This is a genomic window from Secundilactobacillus kimchicus JCM 15530 (assembly GCF_001433995.1).
Lineage (GTDB): Bacteria > Bacillota > Bacilli > Lactobacillales > Lactobacillaceae > Secundilactobacillus > Secundilactobacillus kimchicus.
In genome coordinates this window covers 1-20148 of record NZ_AZCX01000016.1, presented here as the reverse complement: position 1 = coordinate 20148, position 20148 = coordinate 1, and the positions used below count along the sequence as shown (strand labels likewise).

Here is a 20148-nt window from a genome sequence, read left to right as displayed (position 1 = left end):
TCTTGCCATCCTTACTTGGCACTGCCGTAACCGTTGGGGTAATCCCATCCTTACCATCTTTACCATTGGTAATCGTGCCGGCTGGTTTCCCATCAATCGTAATCGTGTATCCGGTGACGTTACCATCAGCGTCCTTGGTTGGGGTCAACTCTGGCGTTGCGCCGTCCTTACCATTACTGATCGTACCAGCGTCCTTACCATCAATCACGATCGTGTATCCGGTAACGTTGCCATCCTTGTCCTTGATTTCCTTCAAGGTTGGTGTTGCACCGTCTTGACCATCATACAGATACGTCACCGTATCATCTGAACCGTCACCATGCTTAACTGTGACCTTAATGCCACTGACGCCATCTTTATCGTTCTTATCTACTCGTTCGCTGCTAATGGTGTCACCATCTGCTGGGGCATCAATTTCACCAATTTTCGTATCATCTGACCCATCTTTTCCAGGAATGAAGAAGATAATCTTACCGTTTTCTTCCTTCACACTTGGCGTTTGTCCCGGTTCACCTTGAGGGCCTTGATCGCCATCCTTTAAAGTGACCGTACCAATCGTATTACCAGCTGGAATCTTAGATACATCATCCACTTCGTCACCAGTATAGAAGATCACAGTATGGGTCCCAGCCTCATCGCCTGTCCCGTCAGTCGTAATCTCATGTACTTGCGCACTATCTGGTGCCTTTGTGTAGTTAACCGTCGTTTCAAGGTTTTGTGGTTGACCATCCAAGTCTAATGGCACGTTTTGGTCGTCCACTTTGATGTTATCAGCGGTGTAGCCTTCTTTGTCAGGTGAATCAACTGACGTAAAGATCTTTTGAATCGTTTCGTCATCTGTCCCGTTACCGTCTTCGTCAGAAGCCTTAACCGTGTATGACACGATCGTATCAGGATCATCAACCAAGACCTTGGTCCCTAACGTAATCGTTTGAACTAGGTCATCCGCAACCTTGTTTCCTTGGTCGTCCACATAGTGGATCGTCCGGGTAACCGTCACATCCTTACCATCTGTGGTAGCTGTCGAATCATCCTTCGTGTACACCAAAGTCCGGACAACTTCTTTGACATTCCCTGACACTTCAACGTCACCGACACCGTCCGTGGCTTCACCACCATCAACCGATGTGGTCCCTTTGTCGTACACGTAACCCTTTTGGGAGTTCAAGATATACGTTGGGATCTTATCGATTGTGGCCTTAGTGTCATCAGAACCATCATCGTTCTTCTCTGACACACCACTCGGACTAGTTGTCCAGTCTGAATAAGTGTATGGCGTATCCTTGTCGCCCGTTTCAGTGGCCGTCCGGTAGAAATCGATTGATTGAACGTTGTTATCTGGCGTATCGATTTCCTGACCTTTGTCGTCTTGATAGACGATCTTTTCAGTCACCGTCTTGGTCAAATAAAGGCCATTAGGATTATCCGTTGGCGTGTAAACCTTTGGCGCATCCTTGGTGTAAGTGACATTCCGAGTGACATTACCATCGGTCGCATGAACCGTAATATCGTCATTGGCACCCGTGGCAGTCGTTCCAATCTTGGTTGCCACCGTTGCGGTGTAATGATCTGGTGTCCGTAATTGGTCATTAGTTAAGGCAGCAAAATGCCCCTCAGCTGAACCCTTCGCCGTATCACCGGTCTCATCAGTAGTCCAAGCACCATAACTCAGAACATAACCATCGTCGGTGGCCTTCTTTGTGCCATCGACCAAGGCTGTCCGATAGAAAGTCACACTGTTACTATCATCGGTCGTGGTGTCTGTTGCTTCTGGCCCATAGGTGATCGTTTCAGTGACGGTCTTTGTCAGGTCCAAGTTGTCCGGATTGTTATCCGGTGTCACGGTCTTACCACCGTTGATGAACTTCACGGTGATCTTCTCGGCATTCGTTGGCTTAGTGGCTGACTTCGTCGTATCGCTAGCATTCGTGACCGCTTCAACTGCACCTAATGGCACCGAACCAGTCGTGACATCGACCACGTCACCACTAGCGTCAACCGCCGAAGCAGTGTGCGCTGTTGGTGTTTTAAAGCTATAAGCTGGGTAGCCATCCGCTTTAACAAAGTTACCACTAGCATCCTTCGTGTATGGGGTGTATCCCGTTACGATCTGAGTTGCTTCATCGGTAGTTGCAGCCCAGTAAACAGTTTGCGTCTTGTCAGTCAATGTGTCGTTTTCATCTGACTCACTCAACCCGGTCTTATCGAAAACAATCTGCCGAGTTGTCTGTAAACTATCCTCACTTGGCGTTTCATTAGTGATGAGATGCTTCACATGAATCGCTACGTTATCCTTGTCATCATCGGTTAACGTAACCGAGTTTTCAGCGCCTGGTTGGTATGTTTTTTCGTCAACAATGACGTAACCGGCAGTCTTTAATTGATCAGCCGTAGCGACCGTATATTTGACCTCATCCCCAGTGCTTCCTGCTAATTCTTGAGGATCTGCACCAGTGATGGTCTTGGTGACGTCAGCTTGTTTGTTGTCGTCATCAACGTAGGTGACCTGTGCTTGGCCATTTTTAGTTACTTTAACGGTGTAAACCAACGTTGGGACTTCCGTCTGTGTTTGGACAGTCTTGTAATCTAACGCAATTTGGGCAGTTCCTTCATCCTTATTAACGTTGTAAAAACCTGTTTTTTTATTGGCCTCATCTTCAGGTTGTGCACTCACAAGTTTCAGAGTACTTGGATCGTCAGTTAACATCTCTTGAAGACTTTGCAGATTATCAAGGTCTGCTTGAGCAGACGTTACAGCATCAGCCTTATCCTTATCACCCGGATTATCGGCACTATCGGTTTTTGCAGTTTCTAATTTCGTTTGCGCAGCTTTAATTGATGAAGCAATTGAAGAATTAACATCATTGGTATCAATCAAAGCCTTCGCCAAAGTATCATTACTATCATCTAAGAAGTCAGCAGGTGTTGCAGCAAGTGTATCTAACTTAATGATGTTGTCTTTATCAGCGTTGTTTAATCCACCACCGTTTACTGCTACGCTGGTTTCATATGCAATATCTGAGGTGTCATCACTATCTTTAATAGGATTCCCATCTTTATCGGTTGGATTCCCATCAGAATCAACGTACTTGATTTGAATCTTTGCACTAGCCGCAAACTCGACACTATTTGAAGGTATCTTATCTTGTTGAACTTTGTACTCAATTGGGTTTTGTAGCTTTGGATTCGTATCTGTAAATCCAAACGTAGTTGCATACACACCTGCCGGAAGACCGTTCGCTTGTTTTTTTCCGTCAAGAGAATTCTGCTTAGCATATGCAAGAGCTCGAATAAGCGATGTTGTTTCATCATCGGTCAAAACATCGCCGTATACTTCTGCGTTAGCCGCAAGACGTGCATCAGCTTTAATGGTCGCTAACGGTGTAGCGTTAGTGAGTGGTACAAATGGGGTATCAGTGCCTGGAAGCAAATTACCCTTGTCATCCTGCTGAAATGCGTTGTTATTGGCTTGCACAATCATTTTCTCGCCAAGATAAAAACGGACAAACGGCTCCCCCTGAAGAGTTAAAACCACTATTTTTGTGTCCGGATATATTTTTGTTAAAGCACTGGTTCTTGCATCGTATTCAACGTGACTTAGAAAAATTCCAGAATTAGGTTGATTTAAGTCATCAGTGGCTTTTTCTCCCCCAGCTGGTGAACTTAATTGAAACCAACTCGTTACGTTTGTTAGATCACTTGGATCATCGGCAGTTTCTTCAAAGTTACCATCTCCAAGGTCACTATAAGTCATACCGTGTTCGGATGCGGGGAGTATAGGATCTACAACCTTATATTCAATAGTTACTGGGCTACCGTTATACGTTACATTAACGTTCAGATCATGCTCTTTAGCATAAAGTGACACTGCCTCCATCTCAGTTGGTGTATAAGCAGTTTCAATATCCACAGTAAGTTGGTTGTCTTTTACTGTGATATTGGCTCCAGATAGATCCAAATCCTTAGTTGCTGATTCCGTTGTGGGAGCAACTGTCGTTACTTCTTTGGTATTTTCTTCAGTTAATTTAATAGCTTTTGTTTCATTTGTAGTAGATTGAGCTGCTTCTGATGCTGAGCTGCTGGACTGTGAGGCTTCATCAGTTACTGGTTGAGCAGTTTCTGATGCTGAGCTGCTAGCCTGAGATGTCTTGTCTGTTGCAGGTTGGGTAGCCTCTGACGCAGTGCTACTTGCTTGCGACGCTTCATCAACTGCTGGTTGAGCAGCTTCAGATGAACTACTAGACTGTGTGTTTGTCGAAGAAGCAGGTGCACTTGACTGAGTTGATTTACTATCCACTGAAGCAGCAGATGCCGGTGCACTTGAAGCTGGGGCAGCTGACGTTGTCGGTGTCTGATTCAGTGTCACCGAAGGCTGCTGAATCTGCTGACTCGTTGTCGCTTGTTCCGTACTGCTTGCATCCGTTGTCGCAGCTTGTGCATCTTTGACTTGATCTATGCCAAAGAACGATCCGGCAAACGAAGCGACCATTACCCCTGCAATGAGCCACCGTTTCCCGGATTTATAGAGCTTATAATGCTCCTTCTTATCCATTGAGTCCGCAACTAATTTGTTGTGGGCTTTTTTAATGCGTTTTGACATGCATACTCCTCCTTACGGTTCCCTGAAATCTACTTCCTCAAGTCATCTTGAGGTTTAAGCGGTACCTTAACCGTTAATCAATTCACCGTTTTAGACGCGATCGGTATCGTTGATTACCAATCACGCTCCTACAGGCTCGAAGTGCCCTATAATTCTTGGTCATTCCCCCGACCAAGAAGGTTTCGGCAACTCGATTAACGTTAGATCCTCTTACGAATATATCTTAAGTTCTGAACGGTCAAAACTAAAGAAAATTACACTGTCGTAATTTTGTCCGATTTTTTAAAAACCGGACAGTCAAAAATTTGTGGATATCTGTGAATCTGTTTTACTTTGGCGTATTATTATATGTAATCATAGATAGTTTGAGTACTTTCTGACATTGGAGGGAGACAGTTTGTATTATGATTTCATGTTCAACATGGGAGATAATGCTTGCGTGAGCATCCTACGCTTATTGAGTCAAGAGCCCACCCATCAGCTTCAACGGGCTATCATCAGTGAGCAGCTGGGACTTACGAATTATCAACTGAATAAGTACCTTGTCACCATGAATGCCGACCTAGCAACTGTTTCTGAGGAACGGCCCAGTTTTATTGACGAAGTCACCAAGGGTATCTGGACGGGCCATAACATTACGACCTTCATCACACAGAAAATCGCCCTACTTTACCTGAATCGATCCAATTTATTTCCAGCCTTTGAATATCGTGCCTTTTATGATAATTCCGACATTAAGGCAAACGTTTACGCGACCGAACATTTTCAGACTGAATCCACGTTTTATAAGAACGACCGCAAGCTCAAAAAGACGTTAGCGGCAAACAACTTCGACTCAATCTCTGGCGTCAACCAAGAGCATGAGTTCATCATGCGACTCCGCCTCTTTCAGTTGTATTACACCACGTTCACCGGCATTGAGCGGCCGCTTCCGGCGCTGAATGAATTAAGCGATCAACTGTGCAGTCAGCTTCAAAAACTGTTTCCGGCTGAATTAAGTCCGACTCAAAGTGTTAAGTTAGAAACGTTGTTGAAGATTTGGATCCTTCGACAGCGTAACCACAGCTTGATTGAAACAGCGACGCTAACTGAGCCGCTCCGAGATGGCACTTATCAAGCCGTCGCGGCCGTTTTAACCCAGGGCCTAGGCCCCGACTTAACCCCCAGCACCGCCGAGATCGACTACGTCTTTAGCTTCTTGCTCACTCAAGGCTTCCTAGGGTTAGATGACGTCACTTACGTTGAGCAAAACTTTCCAATTGCGACAACGCTGTCAACCGAATTTTTGACTCAACTGACGGAAAAAGCGGTGCTGACAGAAGATACGGATCTTGCTAGTACGGGACTGTACGAACAGCTACTGGCCGTTAACCTGCAATTTACGACGTTTTACGTTGAACCCACAACGTTTATCAGTTCAGATCAAGTGTCCTTTTTTAAGGACCTCTATCCAACGTTTGACCTGATTATTCGAGACTTTCTCAGTGCTGTGAAGAATTTGGTTTCCTTTGATTTGAGCGACCACATGATTGTGAACCTTTACTTCTCCTACATGTTTTGCATGATTAACAGTATTCCAACGTCGAATACCAAAGATCGCATATTTGTTTGCGTTGACTTTTCAGAAGGCCCGCTCTATACCAACTACGTGATCCAGTCCCTGCAAGCCTTCAACCACGCCCACATCGTGATTCAACGTCAACTAACCGACCAGACGGACATCTACATCTCTGACTTTCACTCGATGTTAGTCACTGTCCCTCAAGTGATCTGGTTGGATCCACCGACCGCTCAAGACTGGTCTGGCTTAGCCGACATTATTCTTAACATCAAGCAAACTCGACTCCAGCATCTATTTCCTGATTATGACTGGTCAGACTAACTTATCTATTTTAGAAAGGAGGCGTTCCACGTGACCCCAGTGGAAAAACCAACACCACCCCACATTTCAACACCTATGTATAAGGTTGGCACCGCCGTCGGACTTCTGATGGCTTCCACCCTGTTTTTATCAACTCACTTCGGTGATGTACCAACCGTTCAGGCCAGCACAACAACTCAGACGACTTCGGAGACTACCTCGAGTCAGTTCGACACCTCACAAATCCATGTGGGGACTGGTGACTATGCGTTTGAATCTCGCGATTCGAGCATGGAACAAATTAATGGAAACCAATTTGTTGGGACGTTCGTCTCGAACGTGACCGTCATCCATGCCGGTACAACTAGATCAAGCATCGTTTACAGCAATTCGAGCCAGCTCATCACTATCTACAAAACCGATGAAGATTTGAGCGGCGCGACTTATAGTGTCACTAACCGGACTGATGGATCTATTATTGATAGTGGTCGCTTTCAGAAGGTCACAATTGACGGTCAATCTTATGATGCAATGATTCTTCCAAGTACTGTTATTCAAGCCAGCTTCGAAGCAAATCAAACGGATCAGTCATCACTGAAGATCACGATCAATAACGGCTCAACTGAAACCTCAACCTTAACTAGCGTTGCGGTTAAGACGATGGCCGCCAGCGCTTCCGTGAAGTTGCCAACCATCAGTGCCGACGCTGATGGGCAAACCGCCAGCAGTCATTTTGGTAGTCAGACCGCCACGCTGGTTGACGCAAACGGCCAGTCGATCGACACCGTTGCTTTAACGAATTCCGACATTACCGTGTCTGATGACGGGACCGACGCTCACGACTACTCGTACCGCTTAAACAGCACGGGCGCTAACAAGGTTCAGAAAAAACTTGACCAACTCAATCAAACAGCCTTATCCGACGGTGGCTTTTACTACACCGCTGACACTCAAGCGACTGGCACCCTGACGCTTCACGGCGCTACCACTACTGAGACCAACTTAGTCGTGACCTACGTTGATGAAGCGGGTCACACCGTTAAAACGGATACCATTAGCGGTAACGTTGGTGACAGTGGTCACTACACCGCTAAGGTTCCAAGTGGCTATGAATTAGCAGCCGGTCAGAGCGCTGAGACAGCTTATACGCTTAGTAGCGGGACGAACACCATGACGATTAAGCTACAGAAAAAGGCCGTCACCCCAACTAAGACGCCAGCCGTTTTGAAAGTTGATTATATCGACGAGAATGGCAACGTCGTCACAACCGACACTGTCAGTGGCCACGTCGGTGACACGGGGACTTACTCAGCGACGGCCCCCAGCGGCTACGTTCTTGGGAACGGTCAGGATGCTACGGTCAGCTACACGTTAGGGCAAACGACCAACACACTCACCATTAGTGTCCAGCGCCAACCCGCCATTGTGACAGTTAAGTACGTTAATGGTGACGGGACTGTCGTAGGGACTAAAAACATAACTGGCCGTGTTGGTGATCAGGTCGACCTGAGCGAATCAGTACCTGATGGCTACAAGTTGGAAGATAATCCGATTGGTTCGCACTATACGTTAACGGGGAATCAAACAGCGGTTACCTTAAAGGTCGTCTCGGTTGACCAGACGCCGACTTCCTTGATCACGGTTCAGACGCCTCAGGATGTTTCGACAGCGCCCATTTTACCGCGGGCGCTTTGGCCTCTGATTCATCAACGCGCCACGAAGCCGGTATCGAAGGTCCAGTCGCGACACCACCGTCGGATAAACAAAAAGACGACGGCGAAAGCCCGACCGACTAGTAAGAGCGTGCCTAAATCATCAGCAACCTCAACAAGGCCCGTGGCATCGGCTCAACAGCCCGCAAATAAGGGGCTTGTGGTTGGCCCAACAATTGATCAATCAGCGGCCGTCACGGTACTCTACCTTGATGGCCGCACCGGTCACACGTTAGCTACCGAGTTACTGACTGGTAAGCGCGGCGACCGGATCGTCTTCGATACCTACCAACAAATCCTGCCACTTCAGGAACAGGGCTACTACATCACTAGCGATGACACAACCCGGATCAACGCGGCTTACTTTGGCGATGGGCCGACCACTTTTCGAGTTACCTTGCTGAAACGGGAAGAAAAGCCGACCACCCCACCCGTACCTGCGAAAACACCGCAAGCATCCGCAAGTGGGCGGTCGACTCCGCCGTCGCATGCAGTGGCCGATAAATCAGCTGCCAGCAAGTCTCGGCACAAAACACACGTCTTCAAGGAAAAGGCTAAAAAGGACCAATCCTCGCCAGTCGTTTTCGATCCCGAGATTAACGCCATTTTGACCCCAAGCGGTCACGGTGGTGGGAATCCAGACGCAACTGTCACTGAATTGGGCAAGTTCTTTATTAGCCTGTCTGGAACGATTAACTTTGGAATTCAGAATAAGAAAACTACCACGCGTTAACGGTGGTGTTGAGCGACCTGTCGGAGGATGGGTTGCTTTTTTCGTTGCGCAAAAAAGCCATCCATGATTTGGATGACTGTCTATTTGAATAAGTTGCTATGAGTACCAATTGCCAACATATGGACCACATTGTCATTTACTGAATAGATCATCAAATGATCCCCATTGTATCCGTCAAAATGTAATTCAAGAATTCTAACAGTGGCATTTGGTTGCCTTAGAGAACGCTTTATTTCTTGTATTTCCTTCTTGAATCCCTTCAATTGATGAGCATAAAAATAATCCGGAATTTCTTTCCCATAAATTAAACACGCTATAACATACTGCCAGGGTGAGCGCTTATCGTCAAAAGGTAGTCTCTCATTAAATACCGGATTCCACCTTGAATCTCTCTTCACCCTCTTGTACTCACGTTTAAAGCGCCCGGTAAAATATACTTGACGCTTATTCATCTAGCGCCTTTTGTAGATCGTCTGGGTTGTCATATCCCTGCAATGGCTTAGTCCCATTGAGGTTATCAATCACTTCTTGAATAGAGTCCCGCAGCTCACGACTCGGAACATAATAATCCTTGGGAAGCCCCTCATAGGCAACTGTAGTGACAACGCTTCTGACAAATTGAGATAGTGTCAATCCGCGACGTTTTAACTGTTCTTCAGCTAATTGTTTAGTTTTACTATCAATACGTGTCTCGACACGTTGATCATTCACAACCTTAGTCATGTTATCACCTCACAAGAAATTGTACGACAATTGACACACAAAATCAATTACAATGAGTCCTATTATTTCCGACTGTTCCAACAACCATAATAACCGAATATTCCGAGGTTAATATTTGACCAATTTAAACAATACGCTGGCTAAACTAAAGCGACCTGTCGGAGGCTGGATCGCTTTTTGGGGCAAAAAACAGCCATCCGTGATTAGGATGACTGTTACCAGAACTTTGTAAAAACCTCGCAATAGTTCCTGCCCGACTCTATGCCATATTTGCCGGCCCAATCGTCAAGTTGAGTGGGCGCCCCAGCGCATTGGCAAGTTTAGTTAACGTGTCAATGGACGTGTTGTGACCATTTTCAATACGCACGATTGTCGTCTTAGGAACACCGGACTTGTCCGCCAGCTTCTGCTGGGATAAACCAGCTTCTTCGCGCGCTTCAAGCAGCGCCATCGCACTTGCCATTTTGTTTTTTTCTTCATTGTAGGCTTCACGGTACGAAGAGGCTTTCATCATTTCCGCAAAGTAGGCGTCGAGATCACCGGTATGCTCCACAGTGAATTCGTGCAGGTCTTTACTCATTTGTCGTCTTCCTCCTTGTCGGTTTGATAGAACTCAGCTCGTAGGTCGACTGGACTATCAAAGGCTTAGTCCCATTAATATCGTGAGTAGCCATCTGCAACTAACGACTCGGAACATAGTAGTCCTTGGGAAGCCAAAACTTCTGACAAATTAGGATAACAGCCATCCGTCATTAGGATGACTGTTACCAAAACTTGGTCAGAACCTCGTGAATCAGACGCTAGGAGGCTGACTTAAAACCTCGTAATAGTTACCGCCCGACTCTTGGTTCGGTCCCAATGTTAAACCCGATTTGCTCTAATTGCTGACGAAAATCAACGCCCTCATAGGTCCCATTGTGCCACGGATTATCGTCCACGGTGTCGTCTGCAGACTGGCGCCGAATCAGGAGGGTGTCTTCATCGACTTGTTCGATGATCACTGGTTCGTCGCCAGAAAATCCAGCGGCTTTAGGTAAGTCGATACTGATTGAATCGCCAGTTTTGTGAGTTGTCGTTTCGCCGATCTTAGTCTTCTCCATTGCTGAACCTCTCCTTTACCGATGGCCGGTTGATCTTTATTTCTTCATCTTAGTCCATCCATGACTCTTCTGACGTCCTCACAATGAGCTATACGCCACATGGCCCACAAAACCAATAAAAACGCCTCTTGCTATCACCGCCTATCCCAGCAATGACAATGACCGACGTCTTTTGGGTTAACGTTTACCTAATTCAATCAATAAAAAAACTGAGTACATTTCTTGTGGTCGCCATTTGTTTTTTGCTACGATGGGTTTAAGAAGAAAGGTGGTGATAACTTGCGACTCATATTTAAGATTCTAATAGTGGTTGGTATCATCTTGGCAGCCCCTCTCGCCGTTGCCCTTATCTGGCAAAACTGGACAGCGACGCTCGGGACTGCTACTCCCATGTCACTTCGGTTTGACTGGCTCATGCAGTACGGGCCGATGTATCTCTTCTGGGGCGGGGTTGCCTTAGCAATCTTGTTAGTCATTCTCTTCCTTGTCGTCCTCCTCTGGCCACGGCCACGCTCGTTGTATTTGCATCAAAAAGCCGACGGGCAGGTCACGGTCAGTAAGAAGGCCATCGAGAACTTTACCCTCTCAGCTCTGCGCCAGGAACCCTATATCGGTAATCCTAAGGTATCTGCCAAGCTATCACGAAATAAAATCAAGCTCAACATCTCTGGGGACTTAATGAATTCGGTGAATGCCAAGCAACATACCGCTGACTTCTTGAACCAGCTTGAGTCTGATTTACGCACCTGCCTTGGGATTGCCAAAGAAAAACGGATTGCGATCCGGCTCGTTAATTTTAATGCTGCTAAGTCTAATTCGAACCAACCTCGAGTTGTGTAGGAGGTGATAACGTGACCGAACTTCTCAAGACCTACTGCTGGCCGCTGGTTGGCGGACTCGTGGGCCTGCTGCTGGCGGCCCTTATCATCACCATTGGGTTCTTTAAGACCCTCGTGATCTTAATCTTCGTTGCCCTCGGCATCGCGGCTGGTCTCTATATTAAGAAAACTGGTATTCTGTCGAACTTGTTCAAGTAACCCACCTTAAAGGAGGAACTCAACATGCAAAACGGTAACCCTAACGCAAAACCAAACTTAAACTCGAAGTCAACACCAGACGCAAAGCCCGGTGTTAAAGGTGATTTAACTTTTGAAGACAAGGTTGTTCAAAAAATTGTCGGTATCGCCCTCTCCGAAGTTAAGGGCCTGCTAACTGTCGACGGCGGCTTTTTCGCAAACGTTGCCGAAAAACTGGTCAACACCAACGACGTGACCTCCGGGATTGACGTTGAAGTTGGCAAGAAGCAAGTGGCGGTCGACCTCGACATCGTCGCCGAATACGGCATCGACATTTCCAAGCTCTACGACCAGATCAAAGACGTCATCGTGCGCGAAGTCAAGGACATGACCGACTTAGAAGTGATCGAGGTGAACGTGAACGTTGTCGACGTCAAGACGAAGGAGCAGCATGAAAAGGATTCGATTTCTCTTCAAGATCGCGTTAGTGATGCTACAGATAAGACGAAGGATGCGGTCAGCAAGGGCGCAAAAAAATCAAAAGAAGCGCTGAGTGACGGCGTGGATAAGGTAACACCTGACGATGAACCTAGTCGCGTTAACTAAAGGAGGAATTCACTATGGGACTCATTTGGTCATTAATCGTCGGCGCCATCATCGGCGCAATTGCAGGCGCAATCACTAACCGTGGCGCAGCCATGGGCTGGATTGCAAACATCGTTGCCGGCTTAGTCGGCGCATGGATCGGGCAGGGACTACTGGGCACCTGGGGCCCATCGTTAGCTGGCATGGCGCTAGTGCCTTCCATCATCGGAGCGGTTGTCCTAGTCCTCATTGTCTCACTCATCTTCGGCCGAACTAGCAGGAGCTAAGGAGGGATTCTATGGACGCTTTGAAAAACGTACTCAAATTCATGGTCGCTTCCACCCTCATCGTGGGCGGCGTCCTGATTGGCGGCACCGTATTAGCCGCCAAGAAAGTGGACGGCATCGGCGACAAGCTGCAGCGAAAGTTGCACAACTGAGAATTAATTGATGGTTAAAAAAACAGCCGCGTGGCTGTTTTTTTGGTGGGCCGGGGCTGCCTTCTAGCTTGATTAGTTGGGGGGCGGCTTGGCTCAGTACTAAATAAAGCCCTCGACAGTTGTGCCTGTCGAGGGCTTTGGTGTTACCATGCTAAATGGTTTTTTGGCAAGTTAAGTGTAACACGAATCATTTCTGGGCAGTTAGGGATATGGCCTTTTTCTTTTTTAAAGTGAATAGATTCGACCTTGATAGGCTTTGGATCATCAATTAGCTCATTCATATCGGTACTGACCAATTTTTATTTTCGTGAAGGATCTCTCATTATCACCGGGCCAGCCATGCTATAATAATTAGCGTTGCCTACCTATACTGTGTAACAGTTAGGGGGTGTCATCATGCTCAATGGTTTTTTGGCACCACTTGCGGTTGCGCTAATTAGTGCTTGGTTTGCTGATTAATTAGAGCACAGACACCACAAGTAGTTTTACTTAGGCAACATCTAACCCACCAATAAAGCCCTCGACAGTCGCACCTGTCGAGGGCTTTGGTGTCATCATGTAATGGTTTTTTCAACATCAGTATAACACGAAGCATTTCCAGATGGCTAGGGATAGCCTGATTTATTTTAGAGGTTACATCCAAAAGCCACCCGTACAATTAAACGCCGTCAATACAGTGACAATCCCCCCTATCAAGGATAGGTATCATGGAAGTCATTGCCCTTACATATGGAAACAATATGGCGGAACCGTTTGTTAACAGATACTTTCGTGTTTCTTCACCAGATTATCAATTGAAAATTGTTCAAGAACGGTAAGTGGGCCTAATCGGCAAGGTTCTTTATTCGCAAAGTTCAGGATAAATCGCGTTCAGTGGTAAAGCTATTCCGAGGAGAGGTGGATTCCCTATCTTGTTCTTCACTAGCGGGCTGCTCAACATGATCTTCATCTGAAATAGGAAAACCCATACGAGCAAACTGATTCAAAAGTCGCTTTTCGTCCTCACTAGAAAAATCGTGAAATCCTTTGGTGATTTCTTGAATTGGTTTATTATACCTTGCCATCTCAACACCTCCGCATCAATACGGTACCACATCCAATGAACCCAAGCAAAGGATTGTCATAACTTCATCAACGCTTTTCCAAACTTCTCATAAAAACCAATAATTAAAGCTCTAACGAGTTCTGAAATACAGAATTTTTGACCCGAAACTCCTATTTGGGTTAATCAGAATACTGTCTCTCCTGTTACCTTTTGTCGGCTTAAAACGACAACACAAAAGTTTACACCGTTAAATCAGTTTGATGCTCGTCTTAACAGCACTTGGGTAACATCTTTGCAGCCGAATTTGCTAGAATTAAGTTAACAAGCTATCCAGAAATTCGGGTTTAGCGTTGATGGCATTAGTGCCGTTAATCAGCAATTCAACAGCCAATCTGATGAAGACCCTAACCGGCCCGGGCATTTGCGCAATGCTGCCGGCCCTGGTTCGTGTTTGCCGAACTGGCAAAACTACAACCTTTTCAAGATGGCAATAAACGCACCGCACTGATAGCAGCTAACGCGGCCAATGGGTCACTTGAGACTGGTGATTATTTGATTCTCCCTACTCTTGACTTAGACCGAGCTGAATTCATAATTGATCTCATGCAATACTATGTGTCAGATGATGCTGGCCGTGATAGCCAGTTGTTAAATCAGATGATTAAACTGGTGCCCGACAAACAAGCTCGGTTTCACGAGTTCAATCAACCAGTGACACCTGAACAGGATCAAACTGCCGGAATCAGAAATGTTAAGCTCCAATTTCGTGATCCAGATTAACCCTAAACCGTTATGAAACTATCACCATCTTACGTGGATGACAGTAGTGCCCGTCGAAACACTCACTAGTTAAAGTGCCAAAAGATTATCAGACCAAACGCGCCGTAGATGGCAGTTCATCCACGGCGCGTTTTTGCGAGCCAAAAATTTCACTCCACACAAAAGGGGCAGTTCCCGGAAAACGACCCCTAAAGATTGTTCGAACTCGAATTTAGAACTTGGAAGTTATCCCAGATTATTGACGCCATACTGTTTCGCGTCACCATCTTGACCGACGACATAAGCTGAACTGATTCCAATAATGGTATACTGCGGATTCAGTAACGCATCCCGGTGACCCCAGTTAGAATCGGCATCGTTATAGATGAACTCGTGTAGGTTGGACTTGGCATAGTAGGCGGCCGAATTTCCGCCAACGATTTCGTCACTCCCCGCTTTCCCACCGTCACTATCTCCCATGTAGGCGATGTTTTCCGCAACGGCCGTGGTGATTCCAAGTTCCTGAGCGTGCTTCTCAAACAAGACATTGTCACTAGCATCATAGTGCGAGAAGTTGTCGATAAGCTCTGGCGCTCGGACATCGGCTAATTGGTCCAGTTGGCTGTCCTCAGTTAACGGCGCAATGCCACGCTTCGTTCGTTCTGCGTTCAACCCGGTCAAGAAAGCCTGCCGGTATTCAGCATTAGAGAAATGCTTGACCGTTTTTTGAGTCGTCGATGAATTGCTACCCATTTTGCCTTCTCTGGTAGTTGCAGTCGGTGTACTAATCACTTTGCCTAACCAACCACGCCAGACCCAGCCAGTCTTTCCCGACTTAGTACGGATGCGATAGTAAAACGCACGGTGCCCATTGGCCTTCGTCACATTAGCGATATGGGTCACCCGAACATCTTGCCAAAATTTCAACGTGCCGCGTCGGTATTTTAGGGTTGCCGTCGTGTAAGCAGGTGTTTTTTTATGAAGCACCACATAATTGGCATCCTTTACGTTTCGATAATAATTAACTTTTGCCTTAGCGCTAGCGGACACGCTCCCAAAGCTGCTCAATACCCCAATTGTTAAAGCAACTATTGCTAGATTCATCTTTTTCTTCATTCTAACCCCTCCAAATGAGCATATAAGTAAAACCTACTAACAGTTTACTACACGGGGAAACGCTCGTCAGCAAAATCAACAGTCCCGATTCGACTTGCTTTGCTTCCCAATTGGTTTTCGGTATACTGTTGCCAGTTTAAAAGAACTACATACTATTTGATTATTTGGGGGAAACATTCATGCAAACAAACTTGAAAAAATCGCTTTATCTTAGCCTTGCTGCGGTTTCATTTTTAGCAGCCGGAGCCGTCGCTTCGACTCAAGCGTCAGCTAAGACGTACGCAAAAGTTGCGTCAATGCAATCATTGAAAACTGATGCCAACACTCGTAACGTCATCGTGACTGGTAACAACGCGATCGCAACTAAGGCTGCAACGATGCAAGGCGCCCGGACTATCAAGTCTGCAGCTGCCCTTCAATCAGCTCAGTCTTCTGACAAAGTAGGGAGCTTTAACTTCCGCGCCTACGCTGTTGCCACAACCGACCGAGGATCGGTCTACTACAAAGTGGTCTCATTCGACAAATCTGTTCGCGGTTGGATCTACGGTGGCACGTCCACTTCTAGTTTTGGCGGTGGCTTGCAACAGTTCGCAACCACTTCAACGCCCGCAACCATCAACAAGTCATTTACGTACAACGGCCAAAAGCTCTGGGCGTCACCTGCCTGGACACAATACCGGGTCGGCGCTTCAAAGTTGACGATGGCTAACGGCACCAAGTTCACGGTTAACGCCTCAACAACGAACGTGAAATCTGGCGATCTTTATTACCAAATTGCTGACGGCTCAGCTGCCGGTGCCTGGGTAAAGGCCAGCGATGTGGAAAATGCTGCAACACCAATCGCCAACAACGCCGTTCGCATCAACTTAGTGAACCAAAGTGGGACGGTCATCAAGTCCATCGATTACACCGTTAACAACGCCACCAAGGGCAACACGCTTGGCGCATTAACTGCCACCAACGGCGTTTACAGCTGGAAGTTGAGTACCGCTGACACGTCAGCCATCCAAACTCAAATCAACAACGCTTTGGTCGGGACCGGGTATGCCTTGACCAATAACGCGTTGAGTGATGCTCAAATTGCCGCACTGGCCCAAGCTAAGTTTGGCGATGCTGTGTCATTGAGCTTTGCGAACGGGAATGTGGTTTACAGTACGATTACACCTTATGGCCGGATTGGTGGCAACGCCGCAGAAAAGCTGACTAATTCAGTGACGCCAGTCGTGAACTCAAAGCAAACTGCATTCGGCACTTATGAATATTCAGCAGCTGACCTAGCAAAGCTGGATGATACCGCGCTAGCAACCGCGTTACAAGCGGGTGCCAATACTCAAGATAAGATCAAATCTTTGAACGAATTCTTCCTCACAACGGCACAACTTCAATTCGCCCCAGTTAACGACATGGCGATTACCGACCTGTTCTCAGGAACTAGAGGCGCTAGTTTCACTTCAGCTCAAGTATTGAATTATGTGAACGGCAAGAGCAGCTTGAAAACACTCAAGTCACCTGTCTACCCTGTCTTCTCACTTGATAGTACCGGCAAGCCAACAATGACTTGGAACCAATTCAGCTACACTGCTTCAGATGCTGTAAGCGGAACATTTGGCAACCCTGTAACTGTTTACTACAACTACGACCCATCAAGTACGGTAGCTGTCGCTAAGCCATCATTGGTTCAGACGACACCTGGTCAAACGAACCCGTTAACTAAGTAGTACTCGATTACGATTATTTTTATACAAAGAAGCGCCTCAATTTTCTGGAATTGAGGCGCTTTTTAGCGAATTAATTCAAGGGCGGTGGCATCAACCACGAAAGTAGATGATGCCAATGATTTACGAAACTCGTAAAGGAATACAATGTTCTTGTCTGTTTTTCAGGCATTATCGTTGATGATTGTATTCGCGACATTAATGATAATCGTTGACCGAAACGACCGTAAATAAAAATCGCCCTCGTAACTTTGGCAGGTTGCGGGCGATTCTTATATTGTCCTGATGCTAGCCACCGTTCTTGAAACGGCTTGCTGGAGTCGGTGTTTGCGCACCGGCTCTTTTTTACACTCTTAGAATATCATTGTTTCAAACCAATTTCAAACAAACATCCCTAAATAATGACGTTCCAAAACCACTTTTGGAATCTAAAATCACCACAGCAACGGTTGCTAACCTATCATTAATTCGGGCAACATTCCCGTTCAGATGAGCGGGTCCCATCTAGTTGATTGCTGACAATTACCGTGCTTGCTTTCGGCGCTTAGCCCAACCAAAACCAAGTACGCTCAGCGCTGTCAGTAAGACCGTACCAATAAAACTGGTTGACTTTTGATCAGACTCACCCGTTTGCGGTAGCGTCACGACCTCAGATTTTGGTGCACTAACCGCTTTTTGTTGAGCGGGTCGTGTCGATCCAGGTTGAGCAACGTCAGCCGCGGCTCGCTTTGTCTGATTCCGACTAGGGGCAACTCCGTTATCTAAGACTAAAACTGTCTGCTTTTTCTTAGCAGTTTCCTGTTCCGTTTCCGGTTCCGGATTAGTCGTCGGCACTGGTGTTGCAGTCGGCGTATCAGTTGGTGTTGTGGTTTCCGGCGTCACCGGTGTATCAGTCGGTGGGGTTGTCGGGGTTGTCGGTGTATCAGTTGGTGTCGTTACCGGTGGCGTTGGCACACCCTCATGGCTTGTGGGTTTTGAAACTTTGAAAGTGGCTTGGCCACCCCAGGGGATGATGCCAGTGTCATATCTGGGACCTAGTACCACAAACGTCCCACTATATTCATAACTTCCTGTAGGTTGCACGCCGGCCCCGTTTACCCAATTTTGCATGGATGAGGTGGTTGTCAAATCAACACTGAAACTAACCTGAACACCTGTGTGGTTCTCCCATCCTCTAGATTCATCAGGAATATAATAAGAAAGTCCGTCAGTGTTCATCAAAAATTCAGTTTCCGATACTCGACTGAATTGTGAATCAGCCCCGAATTTTTCTTTTAGAATATTATTAAAACGTTCCTCATTATTGTACGGATCTTGCTCTGCTGAATCTGCCATCTCAAATGCTGTGAAGTTCCCATCTTCATCATATTCACCGACCTTCACAGAAACATCATCAATTGTCGGTGTGCCCACTGAGTTCGTTGAAATTTTTTGAGCTGTTCCTAGAAGGCTTGTTATAGCTCCGTAAGCCGGCAAACCACTCATGTTAACTTTCAGTGTCCAAACAGCTTTAGTTGGTTGCTTTGTCACTGGATCTTGTTCGGTTATGCGTCCTTCCACTTGTAAAACCGAATCCTTATATTGGTTAACAAGATCATACAATTCATTACGATCAGCACGCCCCTGATAAACATCCAAAGTTAAAGGCCATAGCTGTTTCTCCCAACTAAGCAACGGGACCTTGATAATCTCCGTTCCTCGCCCTAATAAATCCAACGTCCCTTCACGGCCAGTGGTATTTTGCGCAAAATAATCCGTGAACGTCATCGTTGCCGTTCGACTTCCAGCAGTTACTGCCACTGAACCGGCAGTTTGCGTGCCATCCTCTGACTTGATGTCAAATTGGGCATCAGCGTCCGGCTGGAAATTGTCCGGTAAATTAATAGTCGCCGTATCACCAGCGTTCACGTGAACATCATCGTCAATTTTCCAGTTGTAACTCGCTTGGTAAGCCCCCCATTTATCCGTTGTTGCGCTCGGATCAACTTCCTTATTGGTCGCGAGGTCCTTCACTTTGGCTGAGGATGCGTCTAAACCGTCAACTGTGATTTTCTTTCTGGTTGTACTTTTTTCGGTCGTTTCATTGCCTGCACTAGCGTTATTTGACGTCGTTGTAGTTGTTTCCGTAGTTTGATCATTATCAATCAACGAATTTTCGGATTGGCTGCTTTCACCAACTTGCCCAGTGACAGGTTGCTCTGGTGTCGTGTTTGAAGGCGACTGCACTGGCGCCGTTTCTTCTGTAACCACACTATCATTGGATTTAGTGACTGGCAATTTGAGTGTTGCTACCTGTTCACTAGTTGGATTCGCCATGACTGCTGTTTCACCGGTCTTTTCGGCCGCCTCAGAAGTGGCTGCCTCCGCACTCAGACCACTAATCCCTAAAACAGCAACGGTTACCCCTAACGTAATCCACCCATGTTTGGTATTTATAAGTTTAACCCGGTGTTTTTTCTCCGAACAATCCGCCAATAGACGGGCTACTTTCCTTGATTTCCCCACTGATAACGCCTCCTTGTATGACTTCTATCAGTATAAGAGTATACGAATTTCACAAATAAATCAAACAATTGTTTTAGAATGTCCGAAATGTAGAAAGTCGCCGCTTGTGTCACCTGCAAAAATAAAATTTCGCGCGTTTGCCACCGCCAGCGGTGGCAAACGAAAAGTCAAACCCACAGCTAGGAAGGGGGGAACCATTCGAACAACATAGCTTAAAGAAATCACTTTATCTGGGTCTT

17 protein-coding genes are annotated in these 20148 nt (G+C 46.5%); 9 read left to right on the top strand and 8 right to left on the bottom strand.

Annotated elements, in window-relative coordinates:
- On the bottom strand, positions 1–4600 hold a 4600-nt coding region (locus tag FC96_RS12235), incomplete at its 3' end, for a mucin-binding protein (RefSeq protein WP_082593662.1).
- 397 nt (positions 4601–4997) lie between these two features.
- Here FC96_RS12235 and FC96_RS12230 point away from each other — a divergent pair.
- Both FC96_RS12230 and FC96_RS12225 read left to right on the top strand, forming a co-directional pair.
- On the top strand, positions 4998–6482 hold the full coding sequence (locus FC96_RS12230) for a hypothetical protein (RefSeq protein WP_056943207.1): 1485 nt from the start codon (positions 4998–5000) through the stop codon (positions 6480–6482).
- Positions 6483–6512: 30 nt separating this feature from the next.
- Positions 6513–8906: a MucBP domain-containing protein gene (locus FC96_RS12225; protein ID WP_056943206.1), complete on the top strand. Its 2394-nt coding sequence runs from the start codon at positions 6513–6515 to the stop codon at positions 8904–8906.
- 80 nt (positions 8907–8986) lie between these two features.
- Here the strand turns inward: FC96_RS12225 and FC96_RS12220 are convergent, their stop codons facing one another.
- From FC96_RS12220 to FC96_RS12205, 4 genes are all read right to left on the bottom strand, one after another.
- Positions 8987–9358: a type II toxin-antitoxin system YafQ family toxin gene (locus FC96_RS12220; RefSeq protein ID WP_055679941.1), complete on the bottom strand. Its 372-nt coding sequence runs from the start codon at positions 9356–9358 to the stop codon at positions 8987–8989.
- Positions 9351–9629 (bottom strand): type II toxin-antitoxin system RelB/DinJ family antitoxin, encoded by a 279-nt coding sequence (locus FC96_RS12215; RefSeq protein WP_055679942.1) that lies wholly within the window; start codon positions 9627–9629, stop codon positions 9351–9353. Before FC96_RS12215 ends, FC96_RS12220 begins: the two co-directional genes overlap by 8 nt.
- Positions 9630–9888: 259 nt before the next feature.
- Entirely contained in the window at positions 9889–10209 is a 321-nt protein-coding gene (locus FC96_RS12210; protein WP_082593660.1) for a helix-turn-helix transcriptional regulator, read from the bottom strand.
- Between the two features lie 250 nt (positions 10210–10459).
- Positions 10460–10729, bottom strand: coding sequence for a hypothetical protein (locus tag FC96_RS12205; RefSeq protein WP_055679943.1), 270 nt, complete (start codon positions 10727–10729; stop codon positions 10460–10462).
- Between the two features lie 279 nt (positions 10730–11008).
- Here FC96_RS12205 and amaP point away from each other — a divergent pair, with 279 nt between their 5' ends.
- Genes amaP through FC96_RS13120 form a run of 5 tightly spaced genes read left to right on the top strand, consistent with a single transcriptional unit; the run spans position 11009 to position 12769 of the window.
- On the top strand, positions 11009–11569 hold the full coding sequence (amaP, locus tag FC96_RS12200; RefSeq protein WP_056943205.1) for an alkaline shock response membrane anchor protein AmaP: 561 nt from the start codon (positions 11009–11011) through the stop codon (positions 11567–11569).
- Positions 11570–11580: 11 nt separating this feature from the next.
- On the top strand, positions 11581–11766 hold the full coding sequence (locus FC96_RS12195) for a DUF2273 domain-containing protein (protein ID WP_055679944.1): 186 nt from the start codon (positions 11581–11583) through the stop codon (positions 11764–11766).
- 24 nt (positions 11767–11790) lie between these two features.
- Positions 11791–12351, top strand: a complete 561-nt coding sequence (locus FC96_RS12190; RefSeq protein WP_056943204.1) for an Asp23/Gls24 family envelope stress response protein — start codon at positions 11791–11793, stop codon at positions 12349–12351.
- Between the two features lie 14 nt (positions 12352–12365).
- Entirely contained in the window at positions 12366–12617 is a 252-nt protein-coding gene (locus FC96_RS12185) for a GlsB/YeaQ/YmgE family stress response membrane protein (RefSeq protein ID WP_056943203.1), read from the top strand.
- 11 nt (positions 12618–12628) lie between these two features.
- Positions 12629–12769, top strand: coding sequence for a hypothetical protein (locus FC96_RS13120; protein WP_156403237.1), 141 nt, complete (start codon positions 12629–12631; stop codon positions 12767–12769).
- An 854-nt stretch (positions 12770–13623) separates the two neighbouring features.
- On the opposite strand, the gene FC96_RS12180 is transcribed toward FC96_RS13120, so the two are convergent.
- On the bottom strand, positions 13624–13833 hold the full coding sequence (locus tag FC96_RS12180) for a hypothetical protein (RefSeq protein WP_055679945.1): 210 nt from the start codon (positions 13831–13833) through the stop codon (positions 13624–13626).
- A 428-nt stretch (positions 13834–14261) separates the two neighbouring features.
- On the opposite strand from FC96_RS12180, the gene FC96_RS12175 reads away from it, so the two are divergent.
- Positions 14262–14594, top strand: coding sequence for a Fic family protein (locus tag FC96_RS12175; protein WP_055679946.1), 333 nt, complete (start codon positions 14262–14264; stop codon positions 14592–14594).
- Positions 14595–14819: 225 nt separating this feature from the next.
- On the opposite strand, the gene FC96_RS12170 is transcribed toward FC96_RS12175, so the two are convergent.
- Positions 14820–15689, bottom strand: a complete 870-nt coding sequence (locus tag FC96_RS12170) for a CAP domain-containing protein (protein WP_056943202.1) — start codon at positions 15687–15689, stop codon at positions 14820–14822.
- A gap of 179 nt (positions 15690–15868) precedes the next feature.
- Between FC96_RS12170 and FC96_RS12165 the strand changes: the two genes are divergently transcribed.
- A complete protein-coding gene (locus tag FC96_RS12165; RefSeq protein ID WP_056943201.1) occupies positions 15869–17407 on the top strand; it encodes a hypothetical protein in 1539 nt (512 codons plus the stop codon).
- A gap of 519 nt (positions 17408–17926) precedes the next feature.
- On the opposite strand, the gene FC96_RS12160 is transcribed toward FC96_RS12165, so the two are convergent.
- Positions 17927–19909, bottom strand: coding sequence for an Ig-like domain-containing protein (locus FC96_RS12160; RefSeq protein ID WP_056943200.1), 1983 nt, complete (start codon positions 19907–19909; stop codon positions 17927–17929).
- Positions 19910–20148: the final 239 nt, after the last annotated feature.